Source organism: Marinobacterium jannaschii DSM 6295 (assembly GCF_000620085.1).
Taxonomy (GTDB): Bacteria; Pseudomonadota; Gammaproteobacteria; order Pseudomonadales; family Balneatricaceae; genus Pontibacterium; species Pontibacterium jannaschii.
Genome location: NZ_JHVJ01000005.1, coordinates 255,954 through 276,724 on the forward strand (window position 1 = coordinate 255,954; position 20,771 = coordinate 276,724).

The 20,771-nt window shown below is 52.7% G+C and carries 18 protein-coding genes; 5 read left to right on the forward strand and 13 right to left on the reverse strand.

From position 1 onward, the window contains the following. Positions 1–26: 26 nt before the first annotated feature. Together Q354_RS0104455 and Q354_RS0104465 are read left to right on the forward strand one after the other, a co-directional pair. Positions 27–1,058 carry a permease gene (locus Q354_RS0104455; protein ID WP_027856566.1) on the forward strand — a complete coding sequence of 344 codons (1,032 nt, stop codon included), beginning with the start codon at positions 27–29 and terminating at the stop codon, positions 1,056–1,058. Between the two features lie 570 nt (positions 1,059–1,628). Beyond that, on the forward strand, positions 1,629–2,036 hold the full coding sequence (locus tag Q354_RS0104465) for an ArsR/SmtB family transcription factor (RefSeq protein WP_027856567.1): 408 nt from the start codon (positions 1,629–1,631) through the stop codon (positions 2,034–2,036). A gap of 498 nt (positions 2,037–2,534) precedes the next feature. On the opposite strand, the gene Q354_RS0104470 is transcribed toward Q354_RS0104465, so the two are convergent. From Q354_RS0104470 to Q354_RS0104510, 9 genes are all read right to left on the reverse strand, one after another. Next, complete coding sequence (locus Q354_RS0104470; protein WP_245600988.1) at positions 2,535–3,782, reverse strand: Na+/H+ antiporter NhaC family protein; 1,248 nt, start codon at positions 3,780–3,782, stop codon at positions 2,535–2,537. 351 nt (positions 3,783–4,133) lie between these two features. Continuing rightward, on the reverse strand, positions 4,134–4,880 hold the full coding sequence (locus Q354_RS0104475; RefSeq protein WP_027856569.1) for an SDR family NAD(P)-dependent oxidoreductase: 747 nt from the start codon (positions 4,878–4,880) through the stop codon (positions 4,134–4,136). Positions 4,881–4,901: 21 nt separating this feature from the next. Next, positions 4,902–6,092: an MFS transporter gene (locus tag Q354_RS0104480; protein WP_027856570.1), complete on the reverse strand. Its 1,191-nt coding sequence runs from the start codon at positions 6,090–6,092 to the stop codon at positions 4,902–4,904. Between the two features lie 96 nt (positions 6,093–6,188). Beyond that, positions 6,189–7,262: an arginase family protein gene (locus Q354_RS24580; protein WP_051559882.1), complete on the reverse strand. Its 1,074-nt coding sequence runs from the start codon at positions 7,260–7,262 to the stop codon at positions 6,189–6,191. Positions 7,263–7,276: 14 nt separating this feature from the next. Further along, entirely contained in the window at positions 7,277–8,044 is a 768-nt protein-coding gene (locus Q354_RS0104490; RefSeq protein ID WP_027856571.1) for an SDR family NAD(P)-dependent oxidoreductase, read from the reverse strand. A 27-nt stretch (positions 8,045–8,071) separates the two neighbouring features. Then, positions 8,072–8,872, reverse strand: coding sequence for an SDR family NAD(P)-dependent oxidoreductase (locus tag Q354_RS0104495; RefSeq protein ID WP_027856572.1), 801 nt, complete (start codon positions 8,870–8,872; stop codon positions 8,072–8,074). A gap of 42 nt (positions 8,873–8,914) precedes the next feature. After that, positions 8,915–10,243 carry a pyridoxal phosphate-dependent decarboxylase family protein gene (locus Q354_RS24585; RefSeq protein WP_051559883.1) on the reverse strand — a complete coding sequence of 443 codons (1,329 nt, stop codon included), beginning with the start codon at positions 10,241–10,243 and terminating at the stop codon, positions 8,915–8,917. Between the two features lie 68 nt (positions 10,244–10,311). Continuing rightward, positions 10,312–11,706, reverse strand: a complete 1,395-nt coding sequence (locus Q354_RS0104505) for an aminotransferase (RefSeq protein WP_027856573.1) — start codon at positions 11,704–11,706, stop codon at positions 10,312–10,314. Between the two features lie 173 nt (positions 11,707–11,879). After that, complete coding sequence (locus tag Q354_RS0104510) at positions 11,880–12,887, reverse strand: AraC family transcriptional regulator (RefSeq protein ID WP_027856574.1); 1,008 nt, start codon at positions 12,885–12,887, stop codon at positions 11,880–11,882. 214 nt (positions 12,888–13,101) lie between these two features. Between Q354_RS0104510 and Q354_RS0104515 the strand changes: the two genes are divergently transcribed. Next, on the forward strand, positions 13,102–13,986 hold the full coding sequence (locus Q354_RS0104515; protein ID WP_084332474.1) for a helix-turn-helix transcriptional regulator: 885 nt from the start codon (positions 13,102–13,104) through the stop codon (positions 13,984–13,986). A gap of 94 nt (positions 13,987–14,080) precedes the next feature. Here the strand turns inward: Q354_RS0104515 and Q354_RS0104520 are convergent, their stop codons facing one another. Then, a complete protein-coding gene (locus tag Q354_RS0104520; RefSeq protein ID WP_027856576.1) occupies positions 14,081–15,241 on the reverse strand; it encodes an Ldh family oxidoreductase in 1,161 nt (386 codons plus the stop codon). A 30-nt stretch (positions 15,242–15,271) separates the two neighbouring features. Beyond that, positions 15,272–16,474 carry an MFS transporter gene (locus tag Q354_RS0104525; protein WP_027856577.1) on the reverse strand — a complete coding sequence of 401 codons (1,203 nt, stop codon included), beginning with the start codon at positions 16,472–16,474 and terminating at the stop codon, positions 15,272–15,274. Positions 16,475–16,911: 437 nt separating this feature from the next. On the opposite strand from Q354_RS0104525, the gene Q354_RS0104530 reads away from it, so the two are divergent. Both Q354_RS0104530 and Q354_RS0104535 read left to right on the forward strand, forming a co-directional pair. Further along, positions 16,912–18,159 carry a Zn-dependent hydrolase gene (locus Q354_RS0104530; protein ID WP_036228465.1) on the forward strand — a complete coding sequence of 416 codons (1,248 nt, stop codon included), beginning with the start codon at positions 16,912–16,914 and terminating at the stop codon, positions 18,157–18,159. Between the two features lie 301 nt (positions 18,160–18,460). After that, complete coding sequence (locus Q354_RS0104535) at positions 18,461–19,123, forward strand: GAP family protein (RefSeq protein WP_027856579.1); 663 nt, start codon at positions 18,461–18,463, stop codon at positions 19,121–19,123. Between the two features lie 187 nt (positions 19,124–19,310). Here Q354_RS0104535 and Q354_RS0104540 read toward each other — a convergent pair whose 3' ends face one another. Both Q354_RS0104540 and Q354_RS0104545 read right to left on the reverse strand, forming a co-directional pair. Beyond that, the gene (locus tag Q354_RS0104540; RefSeq protein WP_027856580.1) at positions 19,311–19,874 is read right to left on the reverse strand and encodes a chemotaxis protein CheB; all 564 of its coding nucleotides are present in this window, start codon (positions 19,872–19,874) and stop codon (positions 19,311–19,313) included. 3 nt (positions 19,875–19,877) lie between these two features. After that, complete coding sequence (locus Q354_RS0104545) at positions 19,878–20,765, reverse strand: CheR family methyltransferase (protein WP_084332475.1); 888 nt, start codon at positions 20,763–20,765, stop codon at positions 19,878–19,880. Between the last annotated feature and the right edge of the window lie 6 nt (positions 20,766–20,771).

Sequence of the window (20,771 nt, forward strand, 5' to 3'; positions counted from 1 at the left end):
TAGCCATTCACAGAGAGACCTAAAGCATGCAACAAAGCAGCCTGACAATTGCCCTCGAAGAGTTCGTCCACGTCGGTGGAGCACTGGTCGTCATTATCGCAGTCGTCGCCTTACTAACGGGTATCATGCGCGAATTCATTCCACAGGATAGAATTCAGAAAAAACTCATCAAGCACGAACGCTTCGGCTCCCTGATCGGCGCCGCATTTGGCACGCTGACACCTTTCTGCAGCGCCTCAGTCGTACCTGTCTCCATGGGTATGGCCGAGATGGGCGTATCACTCAGCACTATCTTCGGCTTTCTGATCTCCGCACCATTGTGTAACTTTGTTGTGGTCGGCATGATTACTGCCGTCTTCGGCTGGCAGGTCGCGGCACTATACTTCCTGATTACTTTCAGTGCCGCGGTGATATCCGGCTTTCTGATCGGTCGCTCGCCGCTACGCAATGAGGTTAAACGCGGGGAAGAACTGCTCAGAAGCAAAGCGAGCGCTCCCAATTGCAGCGCCACCAATACCCCGGAACCAGCCAGCAACAGCTGTAGCGCAGAAGCGGTGATGGCAAGTATGACACCACAGCTGGCAACAGCACTCCCGGCTGGTAGCTGTGCGGCGGCTGCGTCTCAAAGCACTACCAGCCCAGATACAAAGCAGAAACTACAAAATGCAGCCCGCTTTGCCCGCGCCCTGTTCACCCGGATTATTCCCTATGTGCTGATTGGCGCAGCGATCAGCGCAGTATCAGCGGCATATCTGCCAGCGGATATGGTCGAACGCTATGTCGGTGGTGATACCTGGTATTCAGTTCCCCTCGCAGCAGTCATCGGAGTCCCTCTTTACCTGCGTATAGAAATGGCACTGCCCTTGCTCAAGGTCCTGATCGCTAAAGGTATGAGCATGGGCGCATCCATGGCGTTGATCATTGGCGGTACCGGGGCAAGCCTGCCAGAGATCGCGCTCATCTCTTCCGTACTTAAACCCAAAGCCGTTGTGGCCTTTGTACTAACCGTACTGATGGCTGCAGTCATTGGCGGCATGGTTTTCAACAGCCTCACCTGATCTGCGTTCAACAGAAAGTTTCACCTGTCCGCCTCCATACAGCCAGACGGTCGTATGGAGGTGACTACAGGGCATATCCGTCCCAAAGTAGCCCGTCATTTAACCAACATCGAATGAAGACAAATGCGCGCATCTATTCGGATCAAAGAACGTTTGAAAACTGCCTGATGCTCTGCAAAAATAGCCCGTGCCCGTCACCTCCTTGCAGAGAAAATCGGCAACAGTATGCCCGTTACCTTTTCAGCCTGCCGCCTACTACTCAAATTATTGGAGCGGTGGCCATACAGCCAGCAGTTGCACTCGATCCTAAAACGCTAGCATCTTCCAGGTAAACACAGGACGCACCCTGACATGGTCATCTTCTTGCGGGGATTGTTTTGTCCGCTTTTCTGGATTGATTATTTCGCCGGCGTTAGCCAGAAAGTCATGATTCTCAATGCCGTACATTCGGGGTTATTGATGTTGGCAGGCTTACTACAGATGTATCATTCCCGCAGACGACCAGAGGAGTAATACTCCTTTGAAGCTGCCAATTTAGCCCATAAAATCGCCACTCTCTCAGGAACGCCTATGATCGAACGCTACGTAGATATCCTTAAAGCACTGGCTGAACCAGGACGGTTACGCCTGTACTGGCTGCTGGTACAGATCCATCAACGCATCTGTGTGGCAGAAGCCATGGATGTATTGGGCGATACCCACTACAACGTCTCACGCAATCTCAAGACTTTACAGAAAGCAGGACTGGTCTCAGCCCAGAAGGAAGGCAAGTGGGTGTTTTACACACTCAATAATGAAAACGAAGCCTTCTTCGCCCAGGCCCTGGCTGCCGTACGCACGATCCCTACTCACGAATTTACCGAAGAGATACGTCGCTGCAAATTAAGGCTATCTATGCGCGACCAGGGCCGCTGCGTAGTCGGACCTGGCAGCGAAGCTTGGCAAGCAATGCTGGAAAGCAACCCGACCGATAAATAATCTGACGGGGTTCTAGTATCGTAGTTGGTTCGACCATAATATTGCGCCTGGAAACAATGGTAAGACAGAGTGCCTTATTCAGACCCTGTTGTGAGAGTGCGCCTATGTGGTGCCCTACGCTATCTCGGTGATACGTCACTGGGCATAGGTAAACTGGGTAAATCACTATAACCGAGAGCGTTGTCATAGCATTATTGTTGTCTTACCGCCGTTATATCGAATACCTAAGCCTTGCGAACAATCTATTTAGTATCCACAGTTACAGCCGCATAAAAACGAATACTTTCACAGCTGCAGACAGACTGTGAAAGTAACTTTATAAGGACGGGTATAGGCTGGCTATAAGATAGCGAATCCCAGAAAACTGGCTAAAACTCCATCGAGTTATGAAACTTTACGGTAATTTTGAGCTTTTTTCTGCGACTCGCATAACCAGCCTACAATTTCGTACACAACCTCAGTGTGACGAAGCCAGTAACGTTTCAGGCATTACCACATCTAAGCTGCTACATAGAACAGAACGCTGGCTACGGCTGCTGCCAACAGCGCATATGGCAACTGAGTCAATGCGTGCTGCATTGGGGTACAGCCACTGCCCTGCGCGGACAATACGGTGGAATCACCATAGAAGCAGGCGTGACTACCAAATGCCGCCGCCGACATCAGGGCACCAATCACCAGCGGCAAATTAGCATCCATCGCGATTGCCAGTGGCATCACGATTGGCAGAGCCACCGCCAGCATGCCCCAGAAGGTACCGGTCGCAAACGCGATCAGTGCCATCACCAGGAATACCATTACTGGCAGGAGATCAGCTGTCATCAATGGTTTCACGGTATTGATGATATACAGGGTCAGACCCAAGTCATCGTTCACATCTTTAAGCATGAAACCGGCCACTACGGTCCCCAGCGGCACCATCATTGACTTAAAGCCTTCCATACCAGTGTCAAAGATCTCATTAAACGTCAGCATACGCTGGGACATGTACAGCAGCATGGTGATTGCCAGTGCCACAATGACACCCATCAGAATATCGACGTCGAAGTACCAAGTGAAAAAGATCAGCGACACAATCGGGATAAAGAAGTTGTGAAGTGCAGGTTTGGTGCGGGCAGAGCTCAGACTCTCACCGGTAGCCACGGTCAGATCAATTTCGGTTGCACCCGGCGGTATCACTTCACCACCCTGCGCCCGCAGCTCCGCCTTTTTCATCGCCCCCAGCAGTGGGAATTTACCCATCGCTACCAGTGGTACGATGATGGCTGCTACCCATGCATAAAACATGTAAGGGATCGACTCAATATAAACAGCTAACCCCTCACCTTTGTCGGCAATGCCATTATCTTCCAGAAGACCGGCAAAGAATATAGCCCAGGTAGAAAACGGAACCAAAACACAAATAGGGGCTGCTGTTGAGTCAACAATATAAGACAGCATCTCACGCGACACTTTGAATTTGTCGGTCACTTTTTTCATCGACGAACTGATTGCTAATGCGTTCAGGTAATCGTCGATAAAGATAATCAGACCAAGAATCCAGGTCACGACCAGACTGCTGCGACGGGATTTTACGAAATGCGCCATGTAATCGCTAAATGCAACTGCACTGCCGGTTTTAATCAGCAACGCAATCAGGCTTCCGAAGAAACCACACACCAGGATGATCCAGCCAATAGTGTCATCACGCATGGTGTCCAGCGCAACAGTGGCGAATCCGGTTACCAGCTCAGTCGGCGAGATCATCAGCAAACCAATCACAACACCGGCTAGCAGTGATTCAATTGTACGTTTAGTGATGAGTGCGACAATGAGAACAGCAAGGGTTGGAAATATTGCGTAAACGCCATAACTCTCCATCTTAATGCCCCCCGCCCAGATTAAATACGCTATAAACCGGGGAACTAAAACCCTTAAATAGGTCTACCTTAATTCCGTGCTGCCCCAATAAATAATGGATGCTTATTATTATTTTATGGATAGCCATAAAACTTCTCCTAGTTATTATTTATAACTAAGAGGCTAAACGACCATGCAGGCTATAAAAATACCCACAACGGGTTAACGGAATTACATCACACCGCCCTCTTATATCAATTACGCTAATGCTCTTTCCATCAGGTTATAGGTCATGCCGGCAATCCAACCACCATCCACACGGATCTCAGTACCAGTAATATAGCTACTCTCATCAGCGGCTAAAAAATGGTACGCGCCCAGAATATCTTCCACTCTGGCGGGCCTTTCCAGCGCAGTAGCTTGTACGCTAATCCTCGCTTCCGCCCCCTCGCTCGACTCCATAGGGGTGAGCACAGTGCCGGGGCTGACTGCATTGACCCGGATCCCCCGACGTCCCAATTGCAACGCGGCAGTGCGGGTCATGGCCAGTACGCCACCTTTGGATACGGAATAGGAGGAGTACTCCGGAAAGGTGATATGCGCAGCAGCCGAGGCAGTATTGATGATGGCACCGCCATCCCGCAGATACCTCGCGGCATACTTAAGCCCCAGATAGACGCCACGCACATTTACATGCAGGACTTTATCTAGATTAGACAGGTCGGCATCTTCATAGCGCCCTTCAGGCAGCGCAATACCAGCGTTGTTGATCACCACATCCAGTGGGGAATCTGCGGCCGCATTGCCAAATGCATCGGCCAGCTGCGCTTCATCCCCTACGTCCGCGAGATAAACCTCGGCACCGGTAGCATCCAGTTGCTCACTGCTGCATAGGTCAATCACCGCCACCGTTGCCCCGGCACTTTGGAAATGCCTGACCAACGCCAGCCCAATACCACTGGCACCGCCCGTGATCAAAACTCGTTTATCCTTCACTGAAAACATTGCATAAACTCCTTGGAAAACTTAAACCTTACTCAACTTCTTTTGTGCAACGGGTGCTCCCGCCTTGGTCAGAAGCAATGCAAATACGGCAAGACCGAATACGATGGTGATCGCCGTAAACACAAACAGGCCGCCATAGCCCTGCTCACCAATCAGCATGCCAGCGATTGCAGGTCCCACTATTGCGCCAAGAGAGAGGAAGGAAGAGATCAGGACCGACAGATTGCCACGCTTGTCGAGGCTCACTACGAGGCCCATCTGGTAGGCCAGACCGTAGTTCCATACGCCGGAGAACACGAAGGTAGACGCCGCAAACAGCAAGGCATCGAAGGCGCTACTGTAGATAAAGATCACCGCAGCCAGAAATCCGGTGGAAAGCACCAATGGGAACAGGCGTCCAAAGCGGTCGCCCAACAGCGCGGCGGCAAACGCCCCCAGACCTCCACCCACGAGTCCAAAGGAGAGAGCCTTACCAATCGTCACCGCATCGATCCCCTGCTGGGTGGCGATACGCTCCACAAAGGCCCACAGACCTGATAGTCCGGCAAAATAGACCATCAACGCAAGCAGCGCGGCCCAGACCGGCCATACAGAGATTTTCGTGGCTGTATGGTCACTACTGGATGCTGACTCAACCCCTCGTTTGCCACGCTTTGGCAACCAAGCGGTTGACAGCCCCAGCAACGCCAACACCGCAGCAACGGTCAGCAACATACCGGGAAAGCCCCAGTGTACTGTCACATAGATCGGCAACAAAAAGAGCAAGGCGGCACCCACCACCTGTTCCGCGAGTATTTTGATCCCAAAATAACGATCCGGATCGTCGGTATCCGACACTACACACACAGCCAGACCAAACAGAATGCCGGCACCGATACCGGACAGGGCCATCAGCGCCAGCAAGATGCTGTACTGATTAATAAACGCAGCTGCAGCAAGACCGCCCGACAACAACAGAAAGCCGGTACCGCTGACATACTGCCAGTCAAAGCGGCGAATCCAGAATACGGCGCTCAGGCACACCAACAGGAAGCCGATAAAGTAACTGGACGCGATCAAGCCAGCTTGCTCTTCATCCAGCTGCAGATGTTCTGCCGCAGCACCTAAAAGAATCGGCAGAATGAGGAAGATGGCTGCCCCGGCGGCTGAGATAATTGAGGTCGCTGCAATACAGCTTCGCGAATTGATAGGGTCTTGGGCCTGTGTATTCATAGGGGTATCCGGATAGTTATTATTGTTGGGGGATCAGAATTGGAACGGGGCGGAAAACCACCCCTTATTGCCAGTGATTCACACCGACCTGAAGCCTCAGGCCCAGTTCGTTGGGCGGGTACGCCCTGTTGCAGCTTCACGGCTATCCGCCAGCAGGCAGAGCAGTTCAAAGTAGATAGCTGCGGCGATGTGGCCGGACTTGCCGTCTGGATCACGGTTGGGGTTGTACTCCACCAAGTCAGCACCAATGATGTTCAGGCCACGGGAACCATGAATGATGTCGCGCGCCTGGCGTGGGGTCAGGCCAAAGGGTTCCGGTCCGGTGGTGCCCATCATGTAGTTGCTGTCCAGGCCGTCCACGTCGAAGGAGAAGTAGGTTTTCTCCCGCCCCACGATCTCACGGGCTTTATCGATGACGTACTGGGTGCCTTTGTCGAACACCTCATCGGCGGTAATCACCGTCATGCCACTGTCGTGGGCAAATTCCCACAGGAAGTTGGCGCGGCCACGCACACCGATCTGTACGGTACGTTCCGGATCCACGTAGCCGTTCAGCACTGCCTGACGGAAGATGGAACCGTCGTTCACTGCATCACCGCCCCAGGTGGCCATGGTGTCGGAGTGCGCATCAATATGGATAACGCCAAACGCCTCGTCACCGTGCGCCTCGGACAAGCCCTTCAGGGCGCCAAAGGCGGTAGTGTGTTCGCCACCACAGTTCAGGGTGTAGATACCCGCATCACCCAGCCGTTTGAACACCTCGTAGATATCGTTCACACGAGTCTGCAGATCGGTGGAAGACCACTCCACATCGCCGTAGTCGATCACCGAGCACTGTTCGAACGGAATCTTGCCGGTCACATCGTTGATCGGGCCGTAGTTGCGGCTCCACTCGCGGATCGCTTTCGGGCCATGTCGCGTACCGGCCAGGCCGATGGCCCCCAGATCCAACGGTGAACCCACCATGGCGATATCCACCTGATCCAGGTTGTCGCGGCTGTGCGGTGCCTGGAAAAAGCCCGGATGGGCCAGGAAGCCTGTGGTATCCAGGTTGTACCCCTGTGCGGCGGCACGTTCGAAGAAATTGGCTACGTAGTTGTTACCAAAATCGAAGGCTGCGTGGTCCAGCGCCCGGTACTTTTCCAGACGCTCTTTACTCATTTTTGCCATTGTTATTGCTCTCTTTAAGCGCCCAGTTTGTCCCATACCCGCTGGTTAAGGCCGGCCGACCAGCCACCGCACAGGTTGAGTGCTTGTCCGTTGATAAAGCCGCAGTCATCCGCCGCCAGGAAATGGATCATCGCGGCCACCTCCTCCGGTTCACAAATACGGCCCAGCGGTACCAGTGTTTTCTCCATCTGCAGCAGGGCGTCACCGCCCTCTTCAAGGGCCATCGGTGTATTTACCGAGGTCGGGCACACGCAGTTCACGCGGATGTTGCGCTCGGACAGCTCCAGCGCGGCGGTCTGGGTCATACCGACCACGGAGAACTTGCTGGCACCGTAGGAGCCCAGGTCGATAAATCCGGTTTTACCGGCATAGGAAGCGGTGTTGATCAGGCTGCCGCCTTCGTTCATCAGGGCTGCAGCGTGTTTAATGCCGTAGAACGCACCCAGGGTGTTTACATCGAAACAGCGCTGAAAATCCTCAGCGGTCGCATCCTTTAGCTGACGGTAGTTGGCGAAGATACCGGCGTTGTTAACCAGGATGTCGAGACGGCCGAAACGATCGACGGCAGTCTGCAACAGCTGCTTAACCTGCTGTTCAACGGTGACATCGGTGGGTACGGAAATACCTCCTACCTCGGCCGCCAGCTCCGGGCAGTCTCGCAGATCACCGATCACCACTTTGGCGCCCGCGCGGGCAAAGCGTTCTACTACGGCTTTACCGATACCCGAGCCACCACCGGTGACGACCGCCACCTTACCTTTCAGGGAAAAAAAAGAATCCATCGTTGGGTTCCTCTATATCTATTCAGATCAAATACCCGGTGACATGCCGCCCGCCACCGGCATCGTTATGCCAGTGACGTACGTAGCTGCGGGGCTAGCAAGGTAGGCGACAGCATCTCCCACAACGGACGGTTGCGCAGAGTATCCCAATGGAATACCGGCATCTTCATGCTGCTGAGCCTCTTCAACGCTGATGCCATGCTCCTGGGCAATAAATTCCAGCGTGGCCTTATGCATCTGGGTCACGATTGAACCTGGGCACACCGCATTGCAACGGATATTCTGTTTGGCATAGTTGACCGCCAACTGCTTTGTCAGTCCAATCGCGGCAAACTTACTGGCTGTATAGCAGGCGGGAATCGCTTCAATAGCCCCCAGGCCGGCCAGGGACGCAATATTGACAATGCTGCCGCCACCCTGCGCCTGCATGATAGGAATCACCGCCTGACAGAAGTTCGCCATACCGACTACGTTAACCTGCAGACTGATATTCCAGTCCTGTTCGGTCAGCTCTGTAAAATCGGTGGACCCCAGCCCGACCCCGGCGTTATTCACCAAGACATCAATCTTGCCGAAACGCGCCTGAACCTGCTCAACACAGGATGCGATCTGCTCTTTTTTAGTCACATCCATGGCCACGGCCATCGCATCACCGGACAGCGCTTTCAGCTGTTCCACGGCGTCGGCCATATCTTCAGCTGCCTGTTCAAGATCGGTTACGACAACGGTCGCCCCCTGTTCCGCCAGTTTCTGTGCAATGGCGCGACCGATCCCGTTCGGATGACCCGCACCGGTCACCAACGCTACTTTTTCATGAAGTGGTTTCATCGTTCTCTCACTTGATTCGGTTGATACGGTTTAAGCTTCAAATCAGGAATCCGATTGCTTTTCCATATACTCCACACAATCAAGCAACCACTTTGGAGCCGTACCTGAATCACCCACGCCGCCGTAACTGAGCAGGCCTTCAGTATCAATTTCACCGGCTCGGATCGCCGCCACTACTTCTTCCAGGTCCTGTAGGAATTTGTTCAGCAGCGCCTCTTCCATAGGATCTATCGTCAGGTGGATCGCCGGTGGTTCATTCACGCCAAGCAACACCCAGCCGCGTTCGGTCATGCCACCCACCACATGCTGAATGTTCAGGTCACCTTCGGCCTGAATCATCATCAGCGGGCCGTGGGTATGCCAGCAGTTCAGGCCATCTATCGCCTCAACTTTGCCCTGAATCGAGTTCTTCACATGCAGGATCTTACGGGCGTTATCGAGATAACCCTCTTCCCCCATGTATTTCAGAATCGCCCACGCAGCGGCGGTGGACGCCAGCGGACGACTGCCCACAAATGACTGGGAGACATAGAGGCCACAGGGCCAGTCGGTAATCGGCACATAGTGGTACTGCTGTTCCTCTTTGGAGCGCCACAGTACAGTCGAACATGGCTTCGCCGCATAACCGTATTTATGCAGATCCGCAGAGATCGTAGACACACCCGGTACACGGAAGTCATACAATGGGATTTCGCAGCCCACCTCGCGCAGGAACGGCAGCACGTAACCACCCACACAAGCATCCACGTGGAACCAGAGATCGTGCTTCAGCGCCAGCTGTCCCAGCTCTTCGACCGGGTCCACCAGCCCGTAAGGCCAACTCGGTGCAGACGCGGCGATACCGATGGTGTTCGACCCGATTGCTGCTTCCATTGCTTCCACATCCGCCAGGAAGTCCTCCCCTACCGGAACACGAATGACTTTGATGCCGAGGAAATGCGCACCTTTGGAAAAGGTTGAGTGGATGGAGTACGGCGCGACGATTTCAGGCTCTGTGATATGGGGCTTGGTCACCTTGGCCTGTTCGCGCATGGCGTGCAGAGCACAGAAAATACTCTCGGTACCACCGGAGGTAATGTTGCAACGGGACTCCTCATCACCGTGCATAATCTCAACACACATATCCATCACTTCGTTCTCCAGCTTGGCCGCGCCGGCCTGCTGGAAACTGAACAGTGCGTTGTGGGAGAAAAACTTCAGGTAGGCTTGTTCAATCAGAGCCTGAATGTCTTCGCCGCCTTTCAGTGAGTTGCTACTTAACTTCCCTTCGGTGTCGGGAGTCATTTCCTGCTTCAGGCGATCTAACTGCTCCAGGATCTGCTCGGAGCTGCTGCGCTGTTTAGGAAATACGGCTGGTTTTATTTTTTTCATGTATTACTCCCTAACAGAGATAGGTCGCACCCGTGCCCCAAACCGTGGGGCACGGATGGATAAAACGGTTACAGAAGGCCCGCGACCTTGAGTTCGGCCGACACCTCTTCGATACTTCCGCGCAGGGTCGTTATGATCTCGTCACACTGCTCTTTCGACAGTGTCAGCGGTGGAGAAAGGACAAGCAGGTTGCCGATCGGACGGACAACCACGCCACGGTTCAGGCAGCGCTTGAACACACGCATGGCAGAACCGGTAGCGGCATCAAAACCTTCTTTGCTCTGCTTGTCGGAGACCAGCTCGATACCCACCATAAAGTGGCTACCGCGCACATCACCCACGATCGGCAGATCCATCAGGCCTTGCGCCTTCTCGTAGAAGTATGGCCCAAGCTCTCTGACCTCATCGCAAATACCTTCACGCTCCATGATCTCGATGTTTTTCAGCGCCGCAGCACAGGCAACCGGGTGACCGGAATAGGTGAAACCGAGCGACAGCACACCACCTTCACATTGTGGCTCGCTGATCACGTCATAGATTTTGTCTGACAACAGGGTGGCACCCAGCGGCTGGTAGCCAGAGGTCAGGCCTTTGGCTATACAGATGATATCCGGCTGCACACCAAATACCGCTTCGGAGGCAAACATGTGGCCCAGACGACCAAATGCTGTCACCACTTCATCGGCGATATACAGCATGTCGTACTTCTTACACACGTCGTACATACGCTTGTGATAGCCCTGCGGCGCCACCAGCACGCCACCGGCCCCCATGATCGGCTCGGCAATAAAGGCGGCCACGTTGTCGGCACCCAGCTGTTCGATACGGTTTTCGAACTCCGCGACCAGGAAATCACAGTACTGGGCTTCATCCATACCGTCCGGACGGCGGTACATATTGGCCGCGGAGACGTGGTGGATCATGCCGTCGATACCGTCGAAGCTGTTTTTGGTCGCGTGAATACCGGTCAGGGTCGCTGCCAGATAGGTTGAACCGTGATAGCCGTCGACACGGGAGATGATCTTCTTCTTGTTGGGTTTACCCAACAGGTTGAAATAGTAGTGAACCAGACGGATTGCGGTGTCGTTGGCCACAGAACCACCGCAACCGTAAAACACATGGTTCAGATCACCCGGTGCCATCTCGGCCAGCTTAGCGGACAGAATGGACGCCGGTGCATTGGTGGTGTGCCCGAATGGATTGTAGTAGTCCATCTGCACGACCTGCTGCGCGATAGCTTCAGCCATTTCACGACGGCCATGGCCGATGTTTACACACCACAAACCCGCTATTCCGTCGAGAAAACGGTTACCTTCAGTGTCCGATACATAGGCACCTTCAGCATTAACGATGACCTGACTGCCTTCACTCTTGAATGTACTGAAGTCAGTGTAGGGATGGATAAAGTGATCCTTATCCATCTGCCAAAGTTGCTTGGCATCAAATTCGGTTTGCATTGACATTAGATTCTCCTAACCAGTTCTCAAGGGCGGCTGAGATGAAGTAAGCGCGCCACTGTTAGGCTCATCTAATCACTTTAAAAATTGGCTGAGTAGTTACCCGAAATGGGTAACGGCCTTGCTCGCAGAACGCGCCGTGTCGGCATTTCACGGCACAAACAGTCTATATCAAGGCATCAGTTTTGCGTTCGGAACTGCTGTGGGGAGAAGCCGAATTTCCTGCGGAACGCACGATAGAAACTGGGAGGATCTGAGTAACCCAGTAGTCTGGAAATCTCATTGGCCGAGAGCGGCGATTGCTGCAAATAGGCCTTGGCCATCCCTAGGCGAAAGTCCAGCACAATCTGCCGGAATGTCATCTGCTCCTCTGCAAGGCGGCGCTTTAGGGTGCTGACTGACATATTAAATACACGGGCCACATCATCGATCGTCGGTATATTCTCAGGCGCCCGTGCCAGCATATGGTGGATTTCGCTGGTTAACCCCCGCTCTAACTGCAGGTCATTGAGCAACATCTCACACTGCTGCTCACAGAGTATATCGGCCCTTTCACTGCGACAGTCAAAGGGTTGCTCAAGCATATGTGCTGAAAAGAAGAGTCGGGTTTCAGCCTGATTGTAGCTGATCGGGCATCCCAACTCGGTGGCATACAACTCCGGATAACCCGGCGACCGGAAGCCCAGCTCAATGCGGGTAAACCACTGGTATCCGATCTCAATATCAACGCCTATATTGCAGAGATTGGCCAATAGCTCCTCTGTCAGATAGCAAGTTACCCTATCAGACATAAAAGGCCGCTTGAATGTCCTTACAGCAATCCAAGCCTCCTTCCCCTCTTGCTGTAACTCCAGTTCAAGCATCTCACCATAGAGGATGATATAACGCTGCAACCGCTCGAGTGCCTGACGGAAGGTTTTACTGCCCAGCAGGGCGTATCCCAATACGCCGTGTTCAGGCAGCGAGGTGTGTTGCCCCACGATCAGCCCCAACCCCTGGACCGGTGTGTCCGCCAGCAGGATATCCATCAGCTTCAGGTAGCCATCCACCGGGATCAGCTGCTGACTATCTTGCAGATCATGCCGGTGCAGGCCCGCTGCAGCTATATAAGTGGAGCAATCTACACCTCGGCTCTCCATTACCTCTATCGCTTTAATCGCATATAGCGCGAGTGTCTGATCTTGCATTCGATTTTTCATTACCTTGAGCCTAAGTGCTACTGGTATTGATCTTAAATGCTATCACCCATTCAGGGATAGTGCATTAACCTCAATCCAACACAGCAGCAAAGATACCCATTAGTGGTTACAAGCTGAGGCGAACTACAGCGCCAGCCCGGACGGCTCTATGCATATAAACGTCGACAGCTACGAATAAACATAAGAAACAGGAGAACGGGCTATGACGGACAAATATCTTGGAACCAGTGACTGGTACAGCCTTTTAGCGAGATTGGTAAAACATACCGGAGACCAGAATTGCCCGCACTTGCTGGCTAAAGCCTGCCAAAAGGTATCCGGCTACAATAGCACCCTGATCACCGCTTATCCCCGCAACCGCCGACCAGTTCATATCTACAGTAATCTTCCGGCAAATCAGATCAGCCGTACTCTCACGCCCTATTTTTACGGTGCCTACTTACTGGATCCTTTTTACGCACTGTGCCAAAACAAGGCTCCCAGCGGCATCTATCGCCTAGCTGACCTGGCTCCGGACGAGTTCTATGAGAGCGAGTACTACCACACCTATTACGCAGGAACTCAACTGCGCGATGAAGCAGGCATAGTGATCAGCGTGACTGCAGATCTGTATATCGTTGTCTCTCTTGGCCTCCGTTCTGAGGATAACGAAAGCCATAAAGTCCGTTATCAGGACCTTCAGACGATCAGCACCATGCTGGTCAGTATCTGTGAACAGTTCTGGTCTGGAAACGGTATCGGCATGGAGATGCTGGGAGGAGCTGTGGATTGCATCCAGCCCCTCTACGGTGAATCACTGGATCGTACCTTTATGAACTTCGGACGTGACTTTCTGAGCGAAAGAGAATGCGAGGTAATCCGTCTTATCCTAAAAGGGCACTCCAGCAAGTCCATCGCGCGGGTACTCGACATCAGTCCTGATACCGTGAAAGTTCACCGTAAACGCTTTCATGCAAAGCTTAAAGTAAGTTCACAAGCCGAACTATTCTCGCTATTCCTGGATGCGATCTCGTTAGCGCCCCTCAACAGCGACGAAGACCCACTTAGCTTCTACTTTTCACAAAACGCCTGCCGGATAGCGAGTTAAACCACTTTTTACTCTGCCATTCGACCTTCTTGCTAACAAAAAGAGCCGGTATGCAGATGCATACCGGCAAGCAGGGAGATACAAATACGCACCTCTATCGAACAGCGTCTCCTTGTACGGCGGCAAACTCCGAGCGTAGTTGTGCTTCCGACAAACCATAACGATGAGCTATGGTTTCAAAAAATGGTGCCCAGTGGTTGGTCAGCACTTCAACCTGGTCATTGTGCTGCTGCAGACTTTCATAGCCAGCCTCTCCCGGTACCCGCACACTGTGCCCGGGACGCGGCTTACAGTCTTTAATATGACTCACATACTCATCGGAACGCGCCAGCACCCCTGCCAGCGGTCCAAATACAGCCGGGTTGATACAGAGGAAGTAGCTGCCGCCAACACTAGTGCCGATCTCATCTTCACTTTCAGCGGCATGCTCAAAATCATCAATAGTTGGCATCTGCGTTGATGGAATCCCGATCGGGTTGATAATGGCTGTCATCAACTCATTCCACATATTCATCGCGTAGGTTCTTGGCGTTTCAAGCTGCCCGGCGCAGGTATAGTCCCAAAGACGGCCATAGCCTTCGATTTGCTTGGCATAGGGCCGCGGATCATCGGTCACTTCACCGCTCTGAGGATCGATACACCACTTACCTTTCATCGGCTTGTTCTGCAGAACCGCTTCTGCGATATCCGCATCATAAAACTCGGCGAATTTTATCGAAGTCCAGATTGGCGGCTGTTCGCCACTGGGACCGATCGCATCAAAAGGTGGACAAGACAGCTGGTTCTCCATGCCTCCATAAGGTGCAGCCAGTGGCACCGTATTGTTGGAGGCCATAGCCATCATGTTTTCTTTATACGCCTTGTAGACGTAAGCGGAAAAGCTACCGCCATCGAAGTGATTGCCACCGTAAACTATCGCGATACCACTGGTACGTGCTTTCTCGATCGCAATATCAGCCATTACATTCAGGGTGTAATATCCCGATGACCGCTTGCCATCGACTACCGCCCACGCCGCTCCCTCGCTGATCACGTCCGGAACCGCTTTAATATCCAAGCCAGCAGCTTCCAGACAGAGGTCGATACATTCGTACACCCCCAACCCCTGGTTCAACTTGCCCTGTCGGTGCCCAAAACCAATAGCATCAGCAACATAGTTCGCATGGATTTCGCTAGCCCCTGCGGCCATCCACACCCGCTTAATGGCGTATTCGATAAAATTGATATTCTCGGTGCGAGTATCGGTTACAGACATTCAGTGTTCCTCTTTCCGATTAGCGGTTTGTTATTTCGAGATTTCAGCCCGCGGATACTTTTCTGCGCCTTCGCCAGCGATCAGATGCGCTCTCTCCAGGCGGCGCTCCATCCAGATAAAAATCAGGGCACCAACAGCGACTAGAATGGCCGCGGTCAGGTAGGCTGCGTTCTGGCCCTGCTCATCAAGAATCACACCAAATACAGCCGGTCCGACCGCTGCACCCAATGCCAATGCCGACGCGATCAGCGCAGCAAAGCGACCTGAAAAATCTGCATCGCTGATAATTCCGAACAGATAAGCAAGGGAGAAGTAGTAGGCCGCCGGAAGTACGGCCATCAGCAAGCCAAACTTGACTGCGGTGATCTGACCGACCAACAGGAACAGAGAGCCCAGGCTGAGTACGACACCGATGACAATAGGGGTAACTCGACCCCAGCGATCAGCAACAAATGCGGCAACAAAAGGCCCAACAGCCGAGGACACCAAACCCAGTGCCAGCAATTGGCCGACAAGCACTGGATCGAGAGAATCGTGCGCCAGACGCTCCGAAAATGCCCAGAGGCCGGCAAATCCAGCGAAAAACAGCACCAGAGCACCCAAACCGGTGAACACCAAGGCGCCACTCACCTGCTTACGGGCCTGTGGCGCGTCATCCTTTGCCGCGCCTCGGGTTGGAATACCGCCGCTTAGAAACGCCAGCACCAGAATGGCCAACGCCAATGCATACAGCATCCCTTTCAGGCCAAAGTCTTCGATTACCAGTGCAGGGAGAATAAACATCAGCGCTGCCGGGATAATCTGCTCCGGCACCAGCTTTATGGCAAAGCGGCGATCCTTGTCGGACATATCAGATACCAGCGTGAAGCTCAGTGCGAACACCACAGCAGCCCCCAGACCCGACACCATCATCCCGGCAACCACGCCCTGATAGGATTCACTGAAAACTGCGCTACCAATCAACCCAAGCACCATCAGACCACAACCCAGCGACGCCAACACACGCCAGCTGACACGGCGAATCCAAAACATTGAGGTCAATGTCACAACAAAGTAGGCAACGTAATACAACGAAGCAACCATGCCCGTTTCGGTGTCATCGAGTTGAAGATGCTCAGCGATGGTGCCAAGCAACAGCGGTAGAACCGCAAAGATTTTGACGCCAGCGGTGCCCAGTGCACAGGCCCCCAGCAAACTGATACGGCTATCGATCTGTCTAAGATGCTGATTCATTTTTATTGTGTCTCTATCGGTTGCATCTGTTTAAGTATGGGCCTCTCGAGCGAGGAGGAGATAACCCCTCAGGTGTTTTATATCTGAGGTAACTCTCCAAACGGCAGTGAATACCACTTACCCGTTTTCGAATTATCCTAGCCCTGGCTCCCCCCCTCCCCAATACCACGGAATGGTTAATACCCACTAGGTGGTATTCCCCTGTACCGGGTGAAAGGCGATAACTTCGCCCATGAAAGGCAGTGGCTAGAGACCGCTCAATCTGGGCTTCCCGCATCAGGCAGATCTCAATCCAGATCCTATTGCGCAGTTCGAACTCTAGTTAGCGGAAACAACCGAGGCGCTCCCAGTTGAGCTCAAAGTAATTAGCCTGGCCACTGCAGGTGTCGATGGACAAGCCAACACCTATTCCCAAAAGTACAGCACAGGAAAATACGATGAATAAGTCAGATCTGATGACGCTAAAAATTAACGGCCAGCGGCTGTGGCAACGCCTGCAATCGATGGCAGAAATTGGCGGCACGGCCAATGGAGGCTGTAACCGTCAGGCACTGACAGACGAAGACAAAGCAGGACGCGATCTGTTTATCCAGTGGTGCGAAGCGGTTGGTTGCAGCATCACCATTGACCGCATGGGTAACGTATTTGCCCGACGTCCCGGCCGAAATAACGATCTGCCACCCGTGATCACTGGCAGCCACCTCGACACGCAGCCAACTGGCGGAAAATTTGACGGTGTCTACGGGGTATTAGCTGGCGTTGAAATTCTCGAAACTCTGCACGAACACCAGATCGAAACAGAGCACCCAATCGAAGTGATCGCCTGGACCAATGAAGAAGGCGCCCGCTTCTCCCCGGCAATGATCGGCTCTGGTGTCTGGGCAGGAGTATTCAACGAGGAATATGGCCACAGTCGCACCGATGCCAAGGGAAAGAGCCTCGGCGAAGAACTAGCGCGCATTGGCTATCTGGGAGAGCAACCAGCGGAAGCCAAACCTGTCAAAGCAGCTTTTGAGCTGCATATTGAACAGGGACCGATACTGGAAAAAGAGCAGAAGCAAATTGGCATCGTTTCTGGAGTACAGGGCATGCGCTGGTACGATCTGACCATTGAAGGCCAGCCCTGTCATGCCGGACCTAGCCCTATGGAGGTACGCAAGGATCCGATGATGGCCCTGGCTCCAATTCTACAGCGACTATACCAGCTGGCCGAGCGACACGGCCCCTGGGCCCGTGTCACCTTTGGAGACATTAAAACCGAACCGGGTGCCCGCAATACGGTGCCGGAGCGAATCGTGCTGGCAGTGGACCTGCGCCACCCGGATCAGGATACTCTGGATAGCATGGACCAGTCATTCCGCCGCATCGTAGAAGAGGAATCCAATCCCCGCGGTTTGAAGGTCTGTGTGCGCGATGAATGGAACTCCCCCGCCGTTGTCTTTGATCTAAATTGCGTTGATGCAGTGCGAGATGCGGTGCAGTCGCTGGGTTACTCCAATATGGAACTCTTCAGCGGCGCCGGCCATGATTCTGTATACGTCAGCCAGGTTGCACCAACCAGCATGATTTTTATCCCCTGCGAAAAGGGTATATCACACAACGAAGCAGAGAATGTCGATCTGGAAGATGTCGCAGCCGGCGGTAACGTACTTCTACAGGCAATACTCAGCAGCGCAATTCGCTAGCTCAATTTCGGCGACACTGCGGCGCACTAAGTTACAAGAAGGTCTGGGACAGCGTGCTGTCCCAGTGACTCAACACCTATATAATTCCTACTAATTTATATAAGGTATGCTGCTACGACCTATAATTCTTACTTAATCCAGAGATAGTCAGATGGAAATAGTCGGCATGGAGGAACTTATACGGGGATGAATATGTAGCCCCTCTCAAATAGTTTCCGTGTTTTAATCACAGCTTCGATCTAGTTGAATTTAGGCGCAAGCTGGTATGTATTGAGAAAAATTCAGAGGAGTATATAGGACTATGGCTGACATTTTCGCTGTTCTAATCCCTATCCTAATTGTAGATGCAGTCAATCCTGTATTATTCGCCTTTATGGTCTATGCAGCTGGAACGGAACGTCCGGTTTCAAATAGCAGTGCAATTTTGCTCGGGCATACTTGTGCCTACTTTATTGTTGGTATCGCCTTAGCGCTTGGGCTCGAGCAACTCACCGATCGTTTAGAAAACCCGCAACTCATCGACTACATCATTGGCTTTTTAATCGGCGTCCTTCTGATAGGAGTTGCATTCCGATCTCCCAATAAATCACAAAAGCAAGAAGAGCCTAGTGGCACACTTACTCCGATAAAAGCACTCGGCCTGGGGGCTATCGTTAATTTCGTAGGTATTCCGTTTGCGTTACCTTACTTTGCGGCTCTAGACCAAATACTGAAGGCAGATCTTGCGGTTATTGATTCAATAATGGTGCTGGCAGCCTATAACCTTTTTTATGCCCTGCCCTTTTTGATTATCCCAGTATTAGTGAAGATCATTGGTAAGCGCAGTCAATCTATATTGGGACGTATTAATGGGATAGTAGAGCGCGTTAGCAGCTATATTATGCCGATATTGCTCGCACTGGCTGGCTTCGTTTTAGTGGTGGATGCACTTAAGTTTATGCTTACTGGAAAAGGATTATTTTAATTATCTGAGGCCAAATTCTGTATGAGGGAGTAACAATGAGTAAGACCTTAAAACAGATACTATTGTTGCTTAGCATCCACATAGGAAGACGCCGCAGATATTATTCTGCGGCCGGTAGCGGAGATCACCCCGATCCGATTCGTGATCAAAAGGCCGATCGCCCGAGCACGCCCTTATGACACCGCTTCTATGGCTCAGCAAACTTCGCCAGAAAATGCGAAATCTCTTCCAGCGTGAGGCCGTCGCTAACAATACCGGCCCCAATCGCAGCAGCTGGCAACCCGGGTTCAAACGCGGTTTGCGGATTTTCCACCAAAACGATCCCACCCGCGTTCTTAATAGCCTGCAGCCCCTTAAGACCGTCCTCGCCTCCTCCGGTCAGCAAGATTCCAAGCGCATTTTCGGCATACTCATCGGCAACAGATTCCAGTAATGCATCAATCGAGGGGCGTGCAAATTTAAGCGGCGCATCCAGTGACAGGACAAAACGTCCGCTATCAACCAGCAGATGGTAGTCCGCCGGTGCAATAGTGATAGTTCCGGGTGTCACCGCTAATCGATCCTGAGCCTCCTGAACCTTTAGCGGGGTGTGCTTTTGCAACACCTCCAGAAGATAATCATGCTGTACCGAGGCGCGATGGATAACAACAACCAGAGGCACCTTCAGTGTTGCAGGAAGCGAGGTCAATAACCTGCGAAGCGCGTCCATGCCACCCAGACTGGTGCCTATTGCGATACAATCGACCGTCATCAGTTACCGAATCCTCTGATAGATTCGCCCGGGGCCGTCCAGCTCTTTGTAGTACTGCTCAAACGGCGTGAACTGCAGACTCTCCTTGGTGCCCAGCACGAGAATCCCGAACCTGCACAGACTGTTATGCAATAATTCCAGCACGCGGTTCCGCAGGTTATCGTCAAAGTAGATCATCACATTGCGACAGAAGATAATATTGAACTCATTGAAAGAGCCATCTGTCGCCAGGTTATGGCGGGAAAACACGATAGGGTTACGCAAGCGCGGCACCAGGATCGCTCTGTCATAGCGGGCACTGTAATACTCCGAGAATGACCTTTTTCCTCCTGCTTTCTGGTAGTTAGCCGTATATGCCTGCATCTCATTCAACGGCATAACACCGGCCTGCGCGTGCTTGATAATCGCTTCGTTAAAATCCGTCGCATATATTTTGCTATGCGACGACATCCCTTCCTCCTCCAGAAGGATGCTCATCGAGTAGGCTTCCTCGCCTGATGAGCAACCCGCATGCCAGACCCGTATCGAGGGGTAGGTCTGGAGCAGCGGCACAACTTTATTGCGCAAGGCAACGTACATTGCGGGATCACGAAACATTGCGGTGACATTGATCGACAGATTCAGTAAGAAACGCTCCATCATCTGCCGGTCATGCAGCACGCGGTCTTGCAGAGCGCTGATCGAACCGAGCCCTTCCAGGCTCAGAAGGTTCATAATGCGCCGTTTAAGTGAAGCCCTCGCGTACTGACGAAAGTCGAAGCCGTAGTACCGATAAATGGCCTCGCAGAGCAGATCAATTTCGATCTGCTCCAGCTGTCGATGCCTGGCCGGAATTTCAGCATTCTCGGTATATTCGCTACTTTCAGTGTTGTCACTCACTGCATCAGTCATGTCGGT